Origin of the sequence: Piscibacillus sp. B03 (assembly GCF_052246295.1) — a bacterium.
Lineage (GTDB): Bacteria > Bacillota > Bacilli > Bacillales > Alkalibacillaceae > Piscibacillus.
In genome coordinates this window covers 104,592-121,477 of record NZ_JBQQCO010000007.1, presented here as the reverse complement: position 1 = coordinate 121,477, position 16,886 = coordinate 104,592, and the positions used below count along the sequence as shown (strand labels likewise).

At 35.4% G+C, this 16,886-nt stretch carries 23 protein-coding genes; all 23 read left to right on the top strand.

Going from position 1 to position 16,886, the window contains the following annotated elements; translation table 11 throughout:
• Positions 1 to 215: 215 nt before the first annotated feature.
• The 23 genes from flgB (at position 216) to flhB (ending at position 16,874) form a co-directional block, all read left to right on the top strand.
• Positions 216 to 605: a flagellar basal body rod protein FlgB gene (flgB, locus tag ACTWQB_RS06865; RefSeq protein WP_443138445.1), complete on the top strand. Its 390-nt coding sequence runs from the start codon at positions 216 to 218 to the stop codon at positions 603 to 605.
• Between the two features lie 2 nt (positions 606 to 607).
• Positions 608 to 1,063 carry a flagellar basal body rod protein FlgC gene (flgC, locus tag ACTWQB_RS06860; protein WP_443138444.1) on the top strand — a complete coding sequence of 152 codons (456 nt, stop codon included), beginning with the start codon at positions 608 to 610 and terminating at the stop codon, positions 1,061 to 1,063.
• Positions 1,064 to 1,076: 13 nt separating this feature from the next.
• Complete coding sequence (gene fliE / locus ACTWQB_RS06855; RefSeq protein ID WP_443138443.1) at positions 1,077 to 1,385, top strand: flagellar hook-basal body complex protein FliE; 309 nt, start codon at positions 1,077 to 1,079, stop codon at positions 1,383 to 1,385.
• A 32-nt stretch (positions 1,386 to 1,417) separates the two neighbouring features.
• The gene (gene fliF / locus ACTWQB_RS06850) at positions 1,418 to 3,016 is read left to right on the top strand and encodes a flagellar basal-body MS-ring/collar protein FliF (RefSeq protein ID WP_443138442.1); all 1,599 of its coding nucleotides are present in this window, start codon (positions 1,418 to 1,420) and stop codon (positions 3,014 to 3,016) included.
• A 14-nt stretch (positions 3,017 to 3,030) separates the two neighbouring features.
• On the top strand, positions 3,031 to 4,044 hold the full coding sequence (fliG, locus tag ACTWQB_RS06845) for a flagellar motor switch protein FliG (protein WP_443138441.1): 1,014 nt from the start codon (positions 3,031 to 3,033) through the stop codon (positions 4,042 to 4,044).
• The gene (fliH, locus tag ACTWQB_RS06840) at positions 4,037 to 4,786 is read left to right on the top strand and encodes a flagellar assembly protein FliH (RefSeq protein ID WP_443138440.1); all 750 of its coding nucleotides are present in this window, start codon (positions 4,037 to 4,039) and stop codon (positions 4,784 to 4,786) included. Before fliG ends, fliH begins: the two co-directional genes overlap by 8 nt.
• A 4-nt stretch (positions 4,787 to 4,790) precedes the next feature.
• Positions 4,791 to 6,110 carry a flagellar protein export ATPase FliI gene (fliI, locus tag ACTWQB_RS06835; protein ID WP_443138462.1) on the top strand — a complete coding sequence of 440 codons (1,320 nt, stop codon included), beginning with the start codon at positions 4,791 to 4,793 and terminating at the stop codon, positions 6,108 to 6,110.
• Positions 6,103 to 6,549, top strand: a complete 447-nt coding sequence (locus ACTWQB_RS06830) for a hypothetical protein (RefSeq protein ID WP_443138439.1) — start codon at positions 6,103 to 6,105, stop codon at positions 6,547 to 6,549. The genes fliI and ACTWQB_RS06830 overlap by 8 nt, the downstream gene beginning before the upstream one ends.
• Complete coding sequence (locus ACTWQB_RS06825) at positions 6,542 to 7,111, top strand: MotE family protein (protein ID WP_443138438.1); 570 nt, start codon at positions 6,542 to 6,544, stop codon at positions 7,109 to 7,111. Before ACTWQB_RS06830 ends, ACTWQB_RS06825 begins: the two co-directional genes overlap by 8 nt.
• A gap of 27 nt (positions 7,112 to 7,138) precedes the next feature.
• Positions 7,139 to 8,374: a flagellar hook-length control protein FliK gene (locus ACTWQB_RS06820; protein WP_443138437.1), complete on the top strand. Its 1,236-nt coding sequence runs from the start codon at positions 7,139 to 7,141 to the stop codon at positions 8,372 to 8,374.
• 3 nt (positions 8,375 to 8,377) lie between these two features.
• Complete coding sequence (flgD, locus tag ACTWQB_RS06815; RefSeq protein ID WP_443138436.1) at positions 8,378 to 8,821, top strand: flagellar hook assembly protein FlgD; 444 nt, start codon at positions 8,378 to 8,380, stop codon at positions 8,819 to 8,821.
• Positions 8,822 to 9,199 carry a TIGR02530 family flagellar biosynthesis protein gene (locus ACTWQB_RS06810; protein ID WP_443138435.1) on the top strand — a complete coding sequence of 126 codons (378 nt, stop codon included), beginning with the start codon at positions 8,822 to 8,824 and terminating at the stop codon, positions 9,197 to 9,199.
• A 78-nt stretch (positions 9,200 to 9,277) separates the two neighbouring features.
• Positions 9,278 to 10,168, top strand: coding sequence for a flagellar basal body rod protein FlgG (gene flgG, locus ACTWQB_RS06805; RefSeq protein ID WP_443138434.1), 891 nt, complete (start codon positions 9,278 to 9,280; stop codon positions 10,166 to 10,168).
• A gap of 42 nt (positions 10,169 to 10,210) precedes the next feature.
• A complete protein-coding gene (locus ACTWQB_RS06800) occupies positions 10,211 to 10,429 on the top strand; it encodes a flagellar FlbD family protein (RefSeq protein WP_443138433.1) in 219 nt (72 codons plus the stop codon).
• Entirely contained in the window at positions 10,422 to 10,844 is a 423-nt protein-coding gene (locus tag ACTWQB_RS06795; RefSeq protein ID WP_443138432.1) for a flagellar basal body-associated FliL family protein, read from the top strand. The genes ACTWQB_RS06800 and ACTWQB_RS06795 overlap by 8 nt, the downstream gene beginning before the upstream one ends.
• A gap of 36 nt (positions 10,845 to 10,880) precedes the next feature.
• A complete protein-coding gene (fliM, locus tag ACTWQB_RS06790; protein WP_443138431.1) occupies positions 10,881 to 11,879 on the top strand; it encodes a flagellar motor switch protein FliM in 999 nt (332 codons plus the stop codon).
• Positions 11,869 to 13,023 (top strand): flagellar motor switch phosphatase FliY, encoded by a 1,155-nt coding sequence (gene fliY / locus ACTWQB_RS06785; protein ID WP_443138430.1) that lies wholly within the window; start codon positions 11,869 to 11,871, stop codon positions 13,021 to 13,023. The genes fliM and fliY overlap by 11 nt, the downstream gene beginning before the upstream one ends.
• Before the next feature lie 15 nt (positions 13,024 to 13,038).
• Positions 13,039 to 13,401: a response regulator gene (locus ACTWQB_RS06780; protein ID WP_443138429.1), complete on the top strand. Its 363-nt coding sequence runs from the start codon at positions 13,039 to 13,041 to the stop codon at positions 13,399 to 13,401.
• A 20-nt stretch (positions 13,402 to 13,421) separates the two neighbouring features.
• A complete protein-coding gene (gene fliO, locus ACTWQB_RS06775) occupies positions 13,422 to 14,063 on the top strand; it encodes a flagellar biosynthetic protein FliO (RefSeq protein ID WP_443138428.1) in 642 nt (213 codons plus the stop codon).
• Complete coding sequence (gene fliP, locus ACTWQB_RS06770; protein WP_443138427.1) at positions 14,056 to 14,724, top strand: flagellar type III secretion system pore protein FliP; 669 nt, start codon at positions 14,056 to 14,058, stop codon at positions 14,722 to 14,724. The genes fliO and fliP overlap by 8 nt, the downstream gene beginning before the upstream one ends.
• Positions 14,725 to 14,739: 15 nt before the next feature.
• Entirely contained in the window at positions 14,740 to 15,009 is a 270-nt protein-coding gene (gene fliQ, locus ACTWQB_RS06765; protein WP_443138426.1) for a flagellar biosynthesis protein FliQ, read from the top strand.
• A 1-nt stretch (position 15,010) separates the two neighbouring features.
• On the top strand, positions 15,011 to 15,790 hold the full coding sequence (fliR, locus tag ACTWQB_RS06760) for a flagellar biosynthetic protein FliR (RefSeq protein ID WP_443138425.1): 780 nt from the start codon (positions 15,011 to 15,013) through the stop codon (positions 15,788 to 15,790).
• A gap of 1 nt (position 15,791) precedes the next feature.
• A complete protein-coding gene (gene flhB, locus ACTWQB_RS06755) occupies positions 15,792 to 16,874 on the top strand; it encodes a flagellar biosynthesis protein FlhB (RefSeq protein WP_443138424.1) in 1,083 nt (360 codons plus the stop codon).
• Positions 16,875 to 16,886: the final 12 nt, after the last annotated feature.

Here is a 16,886-nt window from a genome sequence, read left to right as displayed (position 1 = left end):
TTGGTTAAAAATAGGGCTGGGTCAAAAGACCTGGCCCTTTTTTCATGCCTTGGGGCGCAAGGGGTTTAGTGTTCGACAAAATTCATAAAAATTCACATTAAACTGTATCATTAAGACTCGATTTATGTAATAATGTAAACATAAAAATGTAACTATATTGTAAAAACGTTAGATATTTTGTGGAATCTTGGATACATATGGAAAGAGGTGTTTTAGTGAAGTTATTTAGTGATACCATTCAGAACTTAGAAAGTGGCTTGAGATACTCTTCAGTTAAAAATAAGGTCATTGCGCAGAACTTAGCTAATGTTGATACACCTAATTACAAAGCTAAGGATGTGTCATTTAAAAAACAATTAGAACATGCTCAACATAACTTCCAAGCAAAACTTACTAACGAAAAACATATCCCTTTTGGACGAACGGGATTAGAGATTCAGATTAAGCAAAAAAATGGAGTAACTTATAATCATAATGGCAATAGTGTGGACCTTGATAAAGAGATGACAGAATTAGCTGAGAATCAAATTTATTACCAGGCCCTTGTTGAACGTATTAATGGCAAGTTCAACTCTATTAAAAGTGTCCTTAATGGAGGTAATTAAAGTTGAGTATATTTGATGGAATGAATATAAGCGGGAGCGCTTTGACTTCTAATCGTTTCAAAATGGATGTTGTCTCATCTAATCTAGCAAATGCTGACACAACACGAGCAAGACTAAATGAAAATGGCGAATGGGAGCCCTATCGAAGAAAAGTTGCCTTGCAAGAACCAAAAGGGCAACGTTTTGATGCTTTATTAAAAAAAGCAATGGGTAACCAAGATTCTGAAGGTAACGGCGTTAGAATAAGCAGAGTGGTTGAAGATCAGACACCTTTCAAACAAGTCTATAACCCTAGCCATCCTGATGCCAATGAAGATGGTTACGTAGCGATGCCTAATGTTGACCCATTAAAAGAAATGATAGATTTAATGAGTACAACTAGGACATACGAAGCTAATGTGACTGCTTTAAACGCATCTAAGGGAATGTTAATGAAGGCATTAGAAATTGGAAGATAGGAGTTGAGTATTCTTGGAACCTATTAATTCAACCTTTTTAAAAACGGATATGAATAATTTACATAACATAAAAAGTAATCAACCGACACCTAGTGAAGCACAATCACGTTTTTCTTCAGCACTAAAAAATGCAATAAATGAAGTAAATGATTTACAAGCTGTATCAGATCAAAAAACGAATGGATTGGTTACTGGTGAGGTTAAGGACTTACATGAAGTGATGATTGCATCACAAAAAGCAAGCGTCTCATTACAAACAGCGACTCAATTACAAAGTAAAGCAATAGATGCTTATAAAGAAATAATGCGAATGCAAATTTAATTAAGCAGTAAGGTAAGAATCGGAGGACTACGATGAATGAAACAATCCAAAAATATAAAGCCAAAGTCGTAGAATTTTGGAGTGGCAGAACCAAATCTCAAAAAATAGGGATTGTTGGTGGAGGTGTTGCGCTTTTACTCATTTTAATTATATCAACAACACTTCTTACATCTAGTAACATGGTCCCTTTATATAATGACTTATCGTTACAAGAGTCTGGGCAATTAACAGAAGAGCTCGATAGTAGAGGAGTAAAGTATGAATTATCGGATGGTGGCACAACCATTTTAGTTCCAGAGGCACAAGCGGACAAGCTGTTGGTTGATTTGGCTGCTCAAGGTTTACCTAATAGCGGACAGATCGACTACTCTTTTTTTAGTGATAATGTGTCTTGGGGTATGACAAGTGAGGAAAGGCAAATTATTGAACTTGATGCTCTTCAAACGGAGTTATCTGAATTAATTACGACTATCGACGGCATTGATGATGCTAAAGTGTTGATTAATAGACCAAAGGAGTCCGTTTTTGTTGGTGAACAGCAGGATGAATCCACTGCTTCAATAGTATTAAACACTAGCTATAATCATCAATTTGAACAGAGTGAAATTCAAAGTCTATACCATTTAGTATCAAAGGCAGTTGAGAATTTGCCAACAGAAAATATCGTAATTATGAATCAGTATTCCGAATATTACGACCTGAATCAAGGAAATAGCATTGGCAATGGCAGTACATACGTAGAACAGCAGAATATAAAAAAAGACATAGAACGAGATTTACAACGAAGAGTTCAACGCATGCTCGGAACAATGGTTGGCCAAGATAAAGTCGTTGTTTCTGTCACAACGGATGTTGACTTTACTGTTGAGAATCGAGTGGAGGAATTAGTTGAACCAGTTGATGTAGAAACAATGGAAGGACTACCGGTTAGTGTTGAACGTGTCACTGAAACATATGCAGGAATTGACGGGGGTCAGTTACCAGAAGGTGATACAGATATTCCTGAATATTTAGGGGAAGAAGATCCTAATAGGTTGTCAGAGTACGAGACCGTTCGAGAAACCATTAACAACGAGTTTAATCGTGTTCGGCGAGAAATTGTAGAAAGTCCATATCAAGTAAGAGACATTGGAATTCAAGTAGCGATTGATAACACGGTTGAAGAAGATGGGGACACTGTTACGTTATCTGAAGCTGAGTTACTTGCGGTTGAAGAAGATGTTCAATCAATATTATCTTCAATAATCGAAACGTCCATCTCATCAGAGGTTATAAGTGAAGAAGAAATATTTAACCCAGCTGATAAAATCCATATTGCTTTCCAACCATTTTCTAATGAACCATCATCTACTACTAATACAACACTAACAATTCCAACTTGGGTGTATGTTTTAGGTGCCATACTAGTTATCGTTATTATTTTATTAATTTTCTTATTGGCTAGAAATAGAAAAACAGAAGAACAATGGGTGCACTCTGAAGAAACGATGGAACAAGAAATTCCAGAAGAGGTATCAATACCAGAAGTGGAAACAGAATCCGATATGCGCCGTAAACAATTAGAAAAATTAGCAAAAGAAAAACCAGAAGAGTTTTCTAAATTAATTCGAACTTGGATTTCTGAGGATTAGGAGGTTAAGACGGAATGGCTACTAAAAGAAGAGAACTAACAGGCAAACAGAAAGCTGCTATCCTTTTAATCTCGCTAGGCCCTGATGTATCTGCTCAAGTTTATAAACATTTATCAGAAGAAGAAATTGAACAACTAACACTCGAGATATCATCCGTAAAAAAAGTGGATGGAACTCAAAAAGAGGAAATTCTTGATCAATTTCACCAAATGGCCTTAGCACAAGACTATATTTCACAGGGTGGTATTAACTACGCTAAAACAGTTCTAGAAAAGGCACTTGGTGAAGATCAAGCAAATCAAATTATCGGAAGGTTAACATCTTCTTTACAAGTAAGACCTTTCGATTTTGCTCGTCAATCAGATCCGGGGCAAATTTATAATTTTATACAAAATGAACACCCTCAAACGATTGCTCTTGTGTTATCTTATTTAGATTCTGACCAAGCTTCTCAAGTTCTATCATTATTACCGGAAGAACAGCAATCAGATATTGCTAGAAGGATTGCTGTAATGGATTCGGCATCACCTGAAGTGATTAGTGAAGTTGAATCTATCTTAGAGAGAAAATTATCTGCTACAGTAACTCAGGATTATACTGAGACGGGTGGGGTCGAATCTATTGTTCAGATTTTAAATGGTGTTGATCGATCCACTGAGAGAACAATTTTGGATGATTTAGAAATGAGAGATCCAGAATTGGCAGAGGAAATTAAGAAGAGAATGTTTGTCTTTGAAGATATTGTTACGCTTGATAACCGTGCTATTCAACGCATTATTCGCGATGTTGAAAATGAAGACCTGATCTTGGCGCTTAAAGTGGCGAGTGAGGAAGTGCAAGACGTCTTATATCAAAATATGTCTAGTCGTATGGCTGAAAACATAAAAGATGAAATTGAATTTATGGGACCTGTTAGGTTGAAGGATGTAGAGGAATCACAAACTAGAATTGTGGCCACCATTAGAAGATTAGAAGAAATGGGCGAAATTGTAATCGCTCGAGGTGGAGGAGACGATATTATTGTCTAATATCTATAAATGGAATGAATCAACACAATCTAAAAAAGTCATTCAATTAAAATCCTTACATCACCCTGGTGGAGTTGAAGAAAACCAACAAGAACCTCGATTAGATATAGAAGAGCTTAACAAACAAGCCTTACGTGAGATTGAAATGGCCAAAGAAAAAGCCAATGAAATTATTAATCAAGCGAAAGAACAAGCTGATCAAATACTTAATGAAGCAAAGGAAAAGAGTCAAACATTAGCAGAAGAAGCTAAGGAAGCAGGGTTTTCTGAAGGATATGAAAAAGGGTTACAGGATGCAAGACATGAGTATGAAACTCTCATTAATAAGGCTCAAGAGATTACTAACCAAGCAAAGGTTGAACACCAATCAAAAATAGAAGAAGCAGACCAAGATATACTTCGTATCGCAGTTAAATGTACGGAGATAATTTTACACCAAAAATTAATGGAAGAACCTGCTGCTTTTGTGAACATTGTTAAGTCAGCTGTTAGGGAGACTATTGAGCAAACGGACGTAACTCTAAAAGTTCATCCAAATGACTATGGGTTAATTCTTGATCGTAAAGAAAGTATTAAGGAGATGTTTCCAAAACAAGTGGTACTAACAATATTTCCTGATCAGTCATTGGCTGAAAAAACATGTATCGTGGAATCCCCTGTAGGTACTGTTGATGCAAGCTTAGATACACAATTAAGTCAACTAGAAGATCGATTAATAAACTTATATAAAGGGGTTGAATAAGTTGATAAAAACCGACGAGATTATTCACTCCCTCGAGCAACAAGATTTTAAAAAACGATATGGTAAGGTTTATCGAAATGTTGGTTTATTAATTGAATCTAAAGGCCCTGAAGTTAATATAGGTGATGTGTGCATCATCCACCAAAATAAATCAAAGAAGATGTTAAAAGCAGAAGTTGTCGGATTTCAGGATGAACATGTACTGTTAATGCCTTTTGAAAAAACTAACCAAATTGGGCCTGGAAGTTTAGTTGAAACAACCCATCAACCTTTAACCGTTAAGGTTGGCGAAGAGTTAATTGGGCAAGTATTAAATGGTTTAGGTGAACCATTATTATCTGACCATCAACCTATCCAAGATTTACATAGATTCTCGACAGAACAAGATCCTCCTAATCCTATGGAACGTCCGCCAATATCCGAACCATTAACTACCGGAATTAAAGCGATTGATAGTTGTTTGACGGTTGGTAGGGGACAGCGTGTAGGAATCTTTGCAGGGAGTGGTGTTGGTAAGAGTACTTTGTTAGGAATGCTGGCTCGTAATAGTGATGCTGATATTAACGTATTTGCTCTCCTCGGTGAACGTGGTAGGGAAGTAAGGGAGTTTATCGAGCACGAATTAGGTGAAGAGGGCTTAAGGAAATCGATTGTCGTAGTTGCGACTTCAGATCAGCCTGCCCTACAACGTATTAAAGGTGCGTATACAGCAACAGCTATTAGCGAATATTTTAGAAACGAAGGCTATCATGTCAATTTAATGATGGATTCCTTGACAAGGGTTGCGATGGCCCAAAGGGAAGTTGGTCTGGCTAGTGGAGAGCCACCAACAACAAAAGGTTATACACCAAGTGTATTCGCAATGTTACCTCAACTCGTTGAGAGAACAGGAACAGATCAAACAGGTAGTATTACGGCATTCTACACGGTATTAGTAGATGGAGATGATATGGACGAGCCTATAGCTGACGCTGTGCGGGGGCTATTAGATGGACACTTTGTATTGGATCGTCAATTAGCTGAAAAAGGTCAGTTTCCCGCAGTCAACATTCTAAAGTCAGTTAGTCGTTTGATGCAAAAGATTACTGATCCAGATCATTTAAAAGCAAGCCAACGCTTACGAAACTGGTTAGCAATTTATGAAGAAAATAAAGAACTTATACAAATAGGTGCTTATCAAAAAGGCTCATCTAGTCATATTGACGAAGCTGTTCATTATTATCCCAAAATTATGGACTTTTTATATCAATCTATGGATCAATCATCAACATTTAATAATTCAATACAAAATTTAATAGATTTAGCAGGTGTTGGTCATGAATAAACAATTAAAATCTATTGAAAAAATTATGGAGCTTAAAGAAAAGCATTTTAATGAATCACAAGCTCAATATCAACGAGCCGTAGAGCATTTTGAAACGGCAGGTCAACAATTATATAAAATTTTAAAGGCAAAAGAAAATCTTGAGAACGAACAAAGGAAGAAAATCAAAACACGATTCAAAGCCTTTGAAATTAAAAGCCATTATCAACAACTCGAACATTTAAAGTATCAGGAGAGTGAATGGCAAGCAAAAGTACATCAAGCTCGTTTAAACCTTAAAGACAAGGAAGATCGACGTACCGAAGCACATTTTGAGTTCAAGAAACTTGAAAAGGTACGAGATAACAGATTGAAAAGCTTTAAAAAGAAACGACAAGCTGAAGAAAATCAGCAATTGGATGAAGTTTCTGTTCAGCAATACATGAGAGTAAATGGGTGATTTTATGCCAGTTAATGAAGAAGCAAAAAAAGCTAGTAAAATTCAATGGTTCTTATTCGTAATCGTAGTGCCAATTATTTTTGCGATTATAATTGGAATGATCATCTTTAGTGTTACTGGTATCAATGCAGTTGAAAAAGCCAAAGAATTTGGCAACAGCATCCCTTTTATTTCTTCAAATGATGAAGAAGAACAAGAAAGGGAATTATCCCATTATGAAGCAACAATCAAAGAGAGAGATACCAAAATAGAAAACCTAGAAGTACAGTTATCTCAACGTGAGGAAGACATAAAAAAGCTAGAAGAGCGCGTGGAAACATATCAAGAACAAATGGAAGAAATGAATGAAAATAGCGTTAATCAAGAAGAAGAGTTAAAGAAGTTAACGAACTCATTTAAGGATATGGAACCAAAAAAAGCTGCTGAAATTCTAGTTGCAATGAATGAAGGAAATGCTATAAGAATTCTTTCAACCCTTCAAGATGACGTTAGAGGCGCCATTTTAAGTGAGATGGAGCCAGAGGATGCAGCATCTTTTACCAATTCATTAATTGGACAATAGAAAAGAATTCTTTGAAAGGGGGTGAAAATGAAGATGTTGACAGGCTTAGTAATGAATCCAAATCAAGGTTCTACCATGGTGAATAATCATATTCATAGTAAAACAACAAAAGGTCAAGGTTTCAAAGATTTAATGTCCACTATTTTAACAAACGAAGATTCTAAACATTCTTTATCAGAATTAATGGAAACAATGAATCAGGCACTAAAGCAGATTTTAGAGAAGTTGGAATCTGGAAATATGAATGTAGAGTCGGACGCTAATCAAATAATAGAATCTTTAAAAGACCTTAATAGTTTATATGGAGAAGAATTTGACGATCAACTTTTGGCCTTATTAGATGAGCAGTCACTTATGGAGCTTAATGATTCTTTAGAGTTAATGGCAATGCTTATATTCCAAAAGCTAGAAATGACAAGTAATCAATTAAGTTTTAATAGTAACTCATTTGACCAACGTGAGATGAACTTACTCGCAAAGCTGATTAAGCTAAGCGATACCTTATCACAAGGAAACTCCATGCATCAAAAAGCTTCTGAACTCAATTTACCAAAAGAGTTAATTTCAAAATGGAAGAGCTTTTTAAACCAAGTTACTAGTAAAGCTCAAGTAGAACCAAGACAACAAGGTCAAGTTTCAGATCAGTTAGTCAAGGCTATTAAACAGTTAATTGAGCAACCCAAACAAGCTTCACAAGAGTATAAGTTGCAGCTTCCGCGTGACCCATTTCAACCATTGAATGGGAGTAAAGTTTTGTTAACTGACCAACAAGCAGTGTCTCGTCAAGAACAGTTAGTCATTCATTTGACTAGACCAACACAACAATCACAATCAACTGGACAAACTTCACAGCAGTTAATTGAGCAGTTGCAAAAAATGATCCAGAAGACACGTTTTAATCAAGTAGGAGGTCAAAAACAACTTTCTATTCAGTTAAAACCAGCTAACTTAGGTGATATGACTTTAAGGTTTACACAAATAGATGGTCAAATGGCTGTAAAAATATCAGTTTCAACACAAGTGGCTAAAGAAATGCTTGAAGGTAATTTACAGCAATTAAGGCATTTATTTTCTCCTAACCAGGTTGTGATTGAAAGACAAGTTGATCAAATGAATTCAGAAGAACAACTAGGATACTTTGATCAAGGTGAAGAACAATCCTCTCAACAAGAAGGAGAACAGGATAATCAACACCAGTCAGATCATAACGATGATCAAGCTAAGAAATCCTTTAAAGACTTTTTATTTGAAGAGGAGGTGTAGACAGTGAAGGTAGATCCATCTTTTTACTTAAGTAACCAGAACCAAATGAGAGAAGGAAGTTCAGAATTAGATAAGGATGCCTTTTTGAAAATCTTAATGACTCAACTAACTAACCAAGATCCGTTAGATCCGATGAAAGATCAGGATTTTGTTGCACAAATGGCTTCATTTTCACAATTAGAGCAGATAACAAACATGGCAAGCGGATTTGAAAACATTTTTAATCAACAATTGAGCCAGAATTTCTTACAATTCTCAAACCTAATAGATAAAGAGGTTAGTTATCAATCTAATAATGATGAATCCACAGAGGAAATTTTGGCGACTGTACAGTCAGTAAAGAAGGAAGGGAACAATATCTTATTAACCCTTAATAATGGGGAAACCATTAATGCTGATCAAGTTCATAAGATTGAGTCATCATTAACTGGAGAAGAGGTGGTTTAGATGTCTCAAAAGATAAATCCACTGCACCATCAGACATTACCATTAGCACCAACGCCTAAAAATAAACCATCAACTTCATCTAATCAGATTTCTTTTAAAGACGTTTTAAAACAAACTTCTGACCAACCGGTTAATGTTAGCAAACACGCACAAAAGCGTTTAGATGAACGAAATATTCATATTTCGAATCAACAGTGGAATCTTATAGGTGAAAAAATGAAAGAAGCACAAGGGAAAGGCGTTACAGATTCAGCGGTGATTTTGAAAGACACTGTACTAATTGCAAGTACAAAAAATAATACGATTATTACTGCTATGGACCGAAACCAAGCGGATGTTGTAACAAATATTAATGGAACTATATTAATAGAAGATTAAGGCTGGACCGTATGGAGGCCTTCAGTGTTACCGACCGACAGAAGTAACACTTAATACTAATTTGAGAGGAGAGGTTTTATGTTACGTTCTATGTATACAGGAATCTCAGGAATGAAAGGTTTTCAAACTAAATTGGATGTAGTATCGAACAATATTGCAAATGTTAATACGTTTGGATATAAGAAAGGACGTCTAACATTTTCAGATTTAATGAGTCAGACGATGCAGGGGGCAAGCGCACCATTAAATGAAGGTGGAAATCCTATAAGAGGTGGACAAAACCCAATGCAAGTTGGCCTTGGAACAACTACAGGTTCTATTGATAATATTCACACTCAAGGTAACACTCAGACAACAAATAGACCATTAGATTTATCAATTGAGGGCGATGGCATGTTTGTTGTAGGTAATAAAACAGTATCTGATGCAGCAACAGATAATATTGATTTAGACCAAGATGATATTAGCTTTACGAGAGCAGGTAATTTTTATTTAGATGATGATGGATATATTGTTAATTCAAATGGCCAATATTTAGTAGGCGAAGTAGATGGTGAAGCTAGTAGAATTACAATACCTGAAGGTGCACAAAGTTTTAGCATCGGCGGTAATGGAAGTGTTGATTATATTGACGAGAACGGAGAACGAGTGACAGCAGGAGAAATCCGTTTAGCTAAATTTTCCAACCCTGAAGGTTTAGAAAAAGTGGGTGGTAACCTTTATAAGTTAACAGGAAACTCGGGTGTTATTACTGATGGAGATAATGTAATGAACGACATTAATGATTTATATACACCTGAAACAAATGGTGTTGGAGGTTTGGTGCCAGGCTCTTTAGAGATGTCTAACGTTGATCTAGCAGAAGAGTTTACTGAAATGATTACATCACAACGTGGTTTCCAAGCAAACACAAGAGTTATAACCACATCAGATGAAATCTTACAAGAATTAGTTAATCTAAAACGATAATAAGGAGGAAAGGGGACTGATAATACGTCCCCTAACCTAATTATGATAGAACTAACGAGGTTAAATGGCCAATCGTTTATATTAAATGCTTTATATATAGAGAAAGTGGAGTCTCTACCTGACACTACGATTACACTTACAAATGGGAAAAAACATTTCGTCCGTAATCCAGTGTCAGAAGTGGTTCAAGAAATCACAAGCTTTTACCAAAAGGTTGGTCTATTAAACTTGATTCAGAAAGAAGTGGTTGATGATGAGTAAGCCTATAAAAATTATGGTGACCAGTCTAATAAGTTTAACGCTTGTTGGTGTGCTGACAATTGTAACCTTAATTTATCTAGATTCTACAACGAGTGAAGCGAGTGAACCATCTATAGATGACCAAGTAGAAAACTCATTCGTAACAGATGAAATAACAACAGACCTAATTGACGGGTCTTATGTGAAAATTAAGTTTAGAATCGTAGCGGATGAGAAATCAGCTTTGGAATATTTGCAAAAAGGCGAAGGGTTTCAACTTAATAATACAATCATTAAGTCTTTAACCGTGAGAGAATCAGACGATTTTCGTAAGGGGTTAGAACAAATTGAAGAATCCATTAAGTTGAAATTAAATGAAATACTAGAAGATGGGTTGGTTACGGACGTTTACATCATTGAGAAAGTATTACAGTAGAGTTAATTAAACTCACTCCAACTCGGAGGTGATCCCATGTCAGAAGAAGTTTTATCCCAAAATGAAATAGATGCCTTGCTCTCTGCCATTTCCAGTGGTGAGATGGACGCTGAAGAGTTAAAGGAAGAAGAAAAGAATCTAAAAAAAGTAAAAGTTTATGATTTCAAGCGTGCTCTGAGGTTCTCAAAAGACCAAGTGAGAGGGTTAACGAGAATTCATGAAAACTTCGCTAGATTATTAACGACTTACTTATCTGCACAGTTAAGGACTTATGTTGAGATTGAGCTCACATCAGTAGAACAAATTCCTTATGAAGAGTTCATACGTTCAGTACCTCAACGAACCATATTGAATATTTTTTCACTTACCCCATTAGAAGGGCGTATAGTATTCGAGATCAACCCTAACATAGCATATGCTGTAATTGATCGTATGTTAGGCGGAAAAGGTTCTGGGATGAATAAAGTTGAGAATCTAACAGAGATTGAAACAACAATCATGAAAAGAACTTTTGAGCAATCGATGAGTCAATTAGAAGAGGCTTGGGCATCCATGATTGATGTTGAGGTACATTTAGACGAGTTAGAAGTGAATCCTCAATTTGTCCAACTTGTATCACCGAATGAAACTGTTGTAGTAATTACGCTTAACACCACAGTAGGTGATTCGAGCGGGATGATTAACATTTGTCTACCTCATATTGTGCTAGAACCAATTATCTCAAAACTCTCTATGCATTATTGGATGGAAGATAACGTTAAGGAAATTGATTCTGAACAGTATGAATTGTTAAGCCAGAATATCAAAAAGGTTGATGTAGATGCAAAAGTATTACTAGGCCAGTCTACTATTACAATCGAAGAATTTCTTAATTTAGCACAAGATGATGTAATTGTCTTAGATAATAAGATTAAAGATCCATTAATTTTAACAGCTAATGATGAACCAAAGTTTTACGTACAACCTGGTAAGAAAAATAAACATTTAGCTGTACAAGTGATCGAGGAATTTAGGGGGGAAGAAGATGAGTCATGATGATATGTTATCTCAAGAAGAGATAGATGCTTTGTTAAATGGACAAAATACTCCAGCTAACGATTCAGGTGATGAGCAACAAGAGGATAGTCGTCCCCCATTGGACCAAGTATTATCCAATTTAGAAGTGGATGCGATAGGGGAACTTGGCAATATTTCTTTTGGAAGCTCTGCCACGACATTATCAACTTTATTAAATCAGAAAGTTGAAATTACAACACCTACAGTAAATTTAGTAAGTAATCAAGAATTAGTTGATGAGTTCCCAACACCTCATGTGGCTGTAATTGTTGATTATACAACTGGAATAGAAGGATTAAATCTACTTATTATTAGAAGTTATGATGCAGCTATTATTGCTGACTTAATGCTTGGTGGAGATGGAACTAACCCGAATGAAGAATTAGGAGATTTGCAGTTAAGCGCTGTACAAGAGGCTATGAACCAGATGATGGGAACAGCTGCTACAAGCTTATCTTCTGTATTTGATCAGAAGATCGATATTTCACCACCTAAAACTGTACTAATGGATGTTAAATCAGGAGAAGGGTTAGACTACATTCCAAATGAAGATTACTTTGTAAAAGTCTCTTTTGAGCTTAAAGTTGGTGATCTTATTCACTCTAACATTATGCAAATGATGCCTTTGGATTTTGCTAAAAAATATGTTAGTCAATTAATGCAGTTGGACAATCAGAAAGAAGAGGCTAAACAACAATCTAGTAAACCTGTGGCAGACCAAGGTTCTCAAAAGATTGAAACTAATCATCGCGAACCTCAATCTATAGGCCATGGAAACTACAATCAATATAAAGGTTCGCAAATTGAATCAGCAGAATTTTCTTCGTTTGAAGATTCAGCTAGACAAGTAGAGTCTATAGAGCATCGTAATCTTGATTTACTTATGGATATACCTTTGAACGTTTCAGTAGAACTAGGGCGTACAAGGAAATCAATTAAAGAGATTTTGGAGTTAAATACTGGTTCCATTATTGAGTTGGATAAACTAGCAGGTGAACCAGTTGATATTCTAATTAATAATCAGTTAATAGCCAAAGGAGAAGTTGTCGTCATTGATGAGAACTTTGGGGTAAGAGTAACTGATATATTAAATAAATCCGATCGACTTAAGAAATTAAGATAAATAGGGGGATTAAAAATGGGAGAGAAGATTTTAGTTGTTGATGATGCAGCATTTATGAGAATGATGATTAAAGACATACTGGAGAAGAATGGTTTTGAAGTCGTTGGTGAAGCAGAAGATGGTGTTCAGGCAGTTGAGAAGTATCAAGAACTAAAACCAGACCTAGTGACACTTGATATTACTATGCCTGAGAAAGATGGTATTGCAGCATTAAAAGATATTGTAAGTGATGACCCAAATGCTAAAGTAGTTATGTGTTCAGCAATGGGACAACAAGCGATGGTGATTGATGCTATTCAAGCAGGCGCTAAAGATTTTATTGTTAAGCCGTTTCAAGCAGACCGTGTAATTGAAGCAATTAAGAAGGTATTAAATTAAGTAGAGTAAGGTAGATGTAAATGAAAAAAGTAGTAACCCTACTTCTAAGTTTAAGTATCATTTTGTTTGGCCAACAGTTATATGTGATTGAGGCTTCTAATAATTCCAGTGTTAATGATTATTTTAACGAAGAAGAGGGCGTCCAAACAGAACAAGAACAAGACAATACGCAAGTGCCTGAAAATAATACTGATTTTCAATCAGATCGATCACTTTTCTTAGACTTTATAAAAATGATATTTGCTCTTGTTGTCGTTCTTGGTTTAATTTATTTTCTACTTAAATTCATTCAGAAACGTAATAGACTATATCAACAAAGTCGATCACTAGAAAATTTAGGTGGATTATCTTTAGGAACAAATAAATCTGTTCAAATTATAAGAGTAGGGCAGAAGTATTATCTTGTTGGTGTTGGTGAAGATATTCAGTTACTGAGTGAAATTGATGATGAAGAAACAATTAGAGGGCTAGTAGATCAACAACAAATAGAAACCAAATCCTTTCAAGACATTCTTAAATCCTTTCAAAGGAATTCGTCAAATCCATATAAGGAAGAGGATCAACAAAACCAATTTAAAAACCAACTTGATTCTATGAAAAAAACTAGGGAGCAGCTTATGAAGCGTTATCAGAATAGAAATGAGGGGTCAAAGGATGAATGAATTTGTAAATATATTTACAGAGAATGACCCTACTAACATTTCTACAGCAATACAATTACTATTATTAATAACAATACTAACGCTTGCTCCAAGTCTATTAATCTTATTAACTAGCTTTACAAGAATCGTAATTGTACTAGGGTTTGTTAGAACGTCTTTGGCAACTCAACAGATGCCACCCAACCAAGTGTTGATTGCATTAGCTTTGTTCTTGACTTTCTTTATCATGGCACCTACTTTCACAGAAGTGTACGATGAAGCATTAGATCCATTGTTCAATGAAGAAATCACCTTAGACGAAGCTTACGATCGAGCCAGCATACCATTTAAAGAGTTCATGGCCGATCATACCAGACAAAAAGACTTGATGTTATTCTTGGATTATTCTGGTGCTGAAAGACCAAGTTCTGTTGAAGATATACCAATGACATCATTGATTCCGGCTTTTGCAATAAGTGAATTGAAAACAGCCTTTCAAATGGGGTTTATGATTTTCGTGCCATTTTTAGTAATTGATATGGCCGTAGCTAGTGTGCTTATGTCTATGGGGATGATGATGTTACCACCTGTTATGATTTCATTACCATTTAAAATACTGTTATTTGTAATGGTTGATGGTTGGTATTTAATCACACATTCAATATTGGAAAGTTATTTATAGAGAGTTGGAAATAAGATGAATGCAGATAATGTCATCTCATTAGCAGAAAGTGGCGTATATACAATCTTAATAGTAGTTGGACCTTTGCTCATTTTAGCACTTGCTGTTGGTTTATTAGTTAGTATCTTCCAGGCTACAACACAAATACAGGAACAAACACTAGCTTTTATTCCTAAAATTGTTGCTGTATTCATTGGGATCGTTTTTTTTGGTCCGTGGATGTTGCAAAGAATGATTGAGTTTACTGTACAAGTTTTTAATAACATCACTAGAGTGGTTGGTTAATATGGTTGATGCAGTAGATTTAGCAAGACTTCCTGGAGCTTTACTACTTTTCGCCCGATTATCTGGATTTTTTATGATGGTTCCGTTTTTCTCTTATCGTTCAATTCCAATGACTCATAGAGTAGCTTTTGTTGTACTCTTAACATGGGTGATGTTTTTTGCTATAGATATTCCAGCTATTATTTTTGATGGCTTTTTCATTATCTTACTAATAAAAGAAATCACAGTAGGTTTAATGGTTGGTTTGATAGCTTACATGATCATCGTGGCTGTACAAATTGCTGGGGGATTTATTGACTTTCAGATGGGTTTTGCCATTGCGAATGTGGTTGATCCTCAAACGGGTATTCAAAGCCCTATTCTTGGACAATATTTTTATATATTTACGTTATTATTATTAGTAGCTACAAATGCACACCATTTATTACTGGATGGAATTTATTATAGTTACCAATTTATAGGAATTACAGACTTGATTTCTATTTCCAGCTCATCGTTCCCGGAGTTAATTATAAACACTTTTGGCCAAATGTTTGTCATAGCATTTCAAATGGCTATACCTATTGTCGGGATGTTGTTTTTGGTGGATGTTGCTTTAGGAATGATTGCTCGAACCGTACCACAAGTTAATGTTTTTGTTGTAGGGTTACCTTTGAAAATTTTAGTAAGTTTTGCAGTGTTACTAATCTTTTTTAGCTTCTTTTTTGCATTAGTTACAAATTTGTTTGAATACATGCTAATCGCAATGCGTAATTTAATGAGGATATTAGGAGGCGCGTAATTTGAAACAATTGCGCTTAGATTTACAATTTTTTAATCAAGAGAAAACTGAAAAAGCTACTCCTAAAAAAAGACAAGATTCTCGTAAGAAGGGTCAGGTGGCTAAGAGTCAAGATGTAAACACATCGATTATGTTGTTTTGCATCTTTATGTTTTTAATCGTGTTTGGCTCTTATATGGGAGAAACCTTAACAGGCATGTATACATATAGTTTTACAGAATTCATACATTGGAACCTGACAGAGAAAACTTTAGAGTCTGTCTTATTTCAAATGACTATTGAAGGTGTCAAAGTCGTACTACCTATAATGGGTGTTGCGATGGTTGCTGCATTTATTGCTAACTACGTTCAAATTGGTTTTTTATTTTCCACTGAGACTATTAAGTTTGATCTTAAAAAGGTCGATCCAATCAAAGGGTTTAAAAGAATTTTCTCAGTAAGAGCTTTAGTTGAATTTCTAAAATCAATGTTCAAGATTATTGCAATTGGAACTGTATGTTTCGCTGTCATTTGGTTAAACAAAGATGACGTTATGCTATTGTCGATGAAAAGTGTTAATGAATCTATTAAATTTTTCGGAGAGTTAACCATCTTAATGGGGGTTGCTTCTTCATTAATTTTAATGTTTTTATCTATACCAGATTACCTCTATCAAAGGTACGATCATGAAAAGAACATAAAAATGTCAAAACAAGATGTTAAAGATGAACATAAAAACATTGAAGGTGATCCTTTAATAAAGTCGAGGATTAAAGAGCGACAAAGACAGATGGCACAGCAACGTATGATGAGTGAAGTTCCACAAGCAGATGTTGTCATTACAAACCCAACACATTTCGCAATTGCTGTTAAATATGACGAAGCAAAGGCAGAGGCGCCCTTAGTTGTCGCAAAAGGTGTTGATTATGTTGCTTTTAAGATTCGGGAAGTTGCAAAGGCAAATGATGTTGTTTTAGTTGAAAATAAGTGGTTGGCTCGAAGTTTATATCAGTCAGTTGATCTTGGTGAAGAAATACCTGAAGAATTTTTCCAAGCGGTAGCTGAAGTGTTAGCTTATGTATATAGCATACAAAGCAAAGTGTAACGAAGTGAGGTT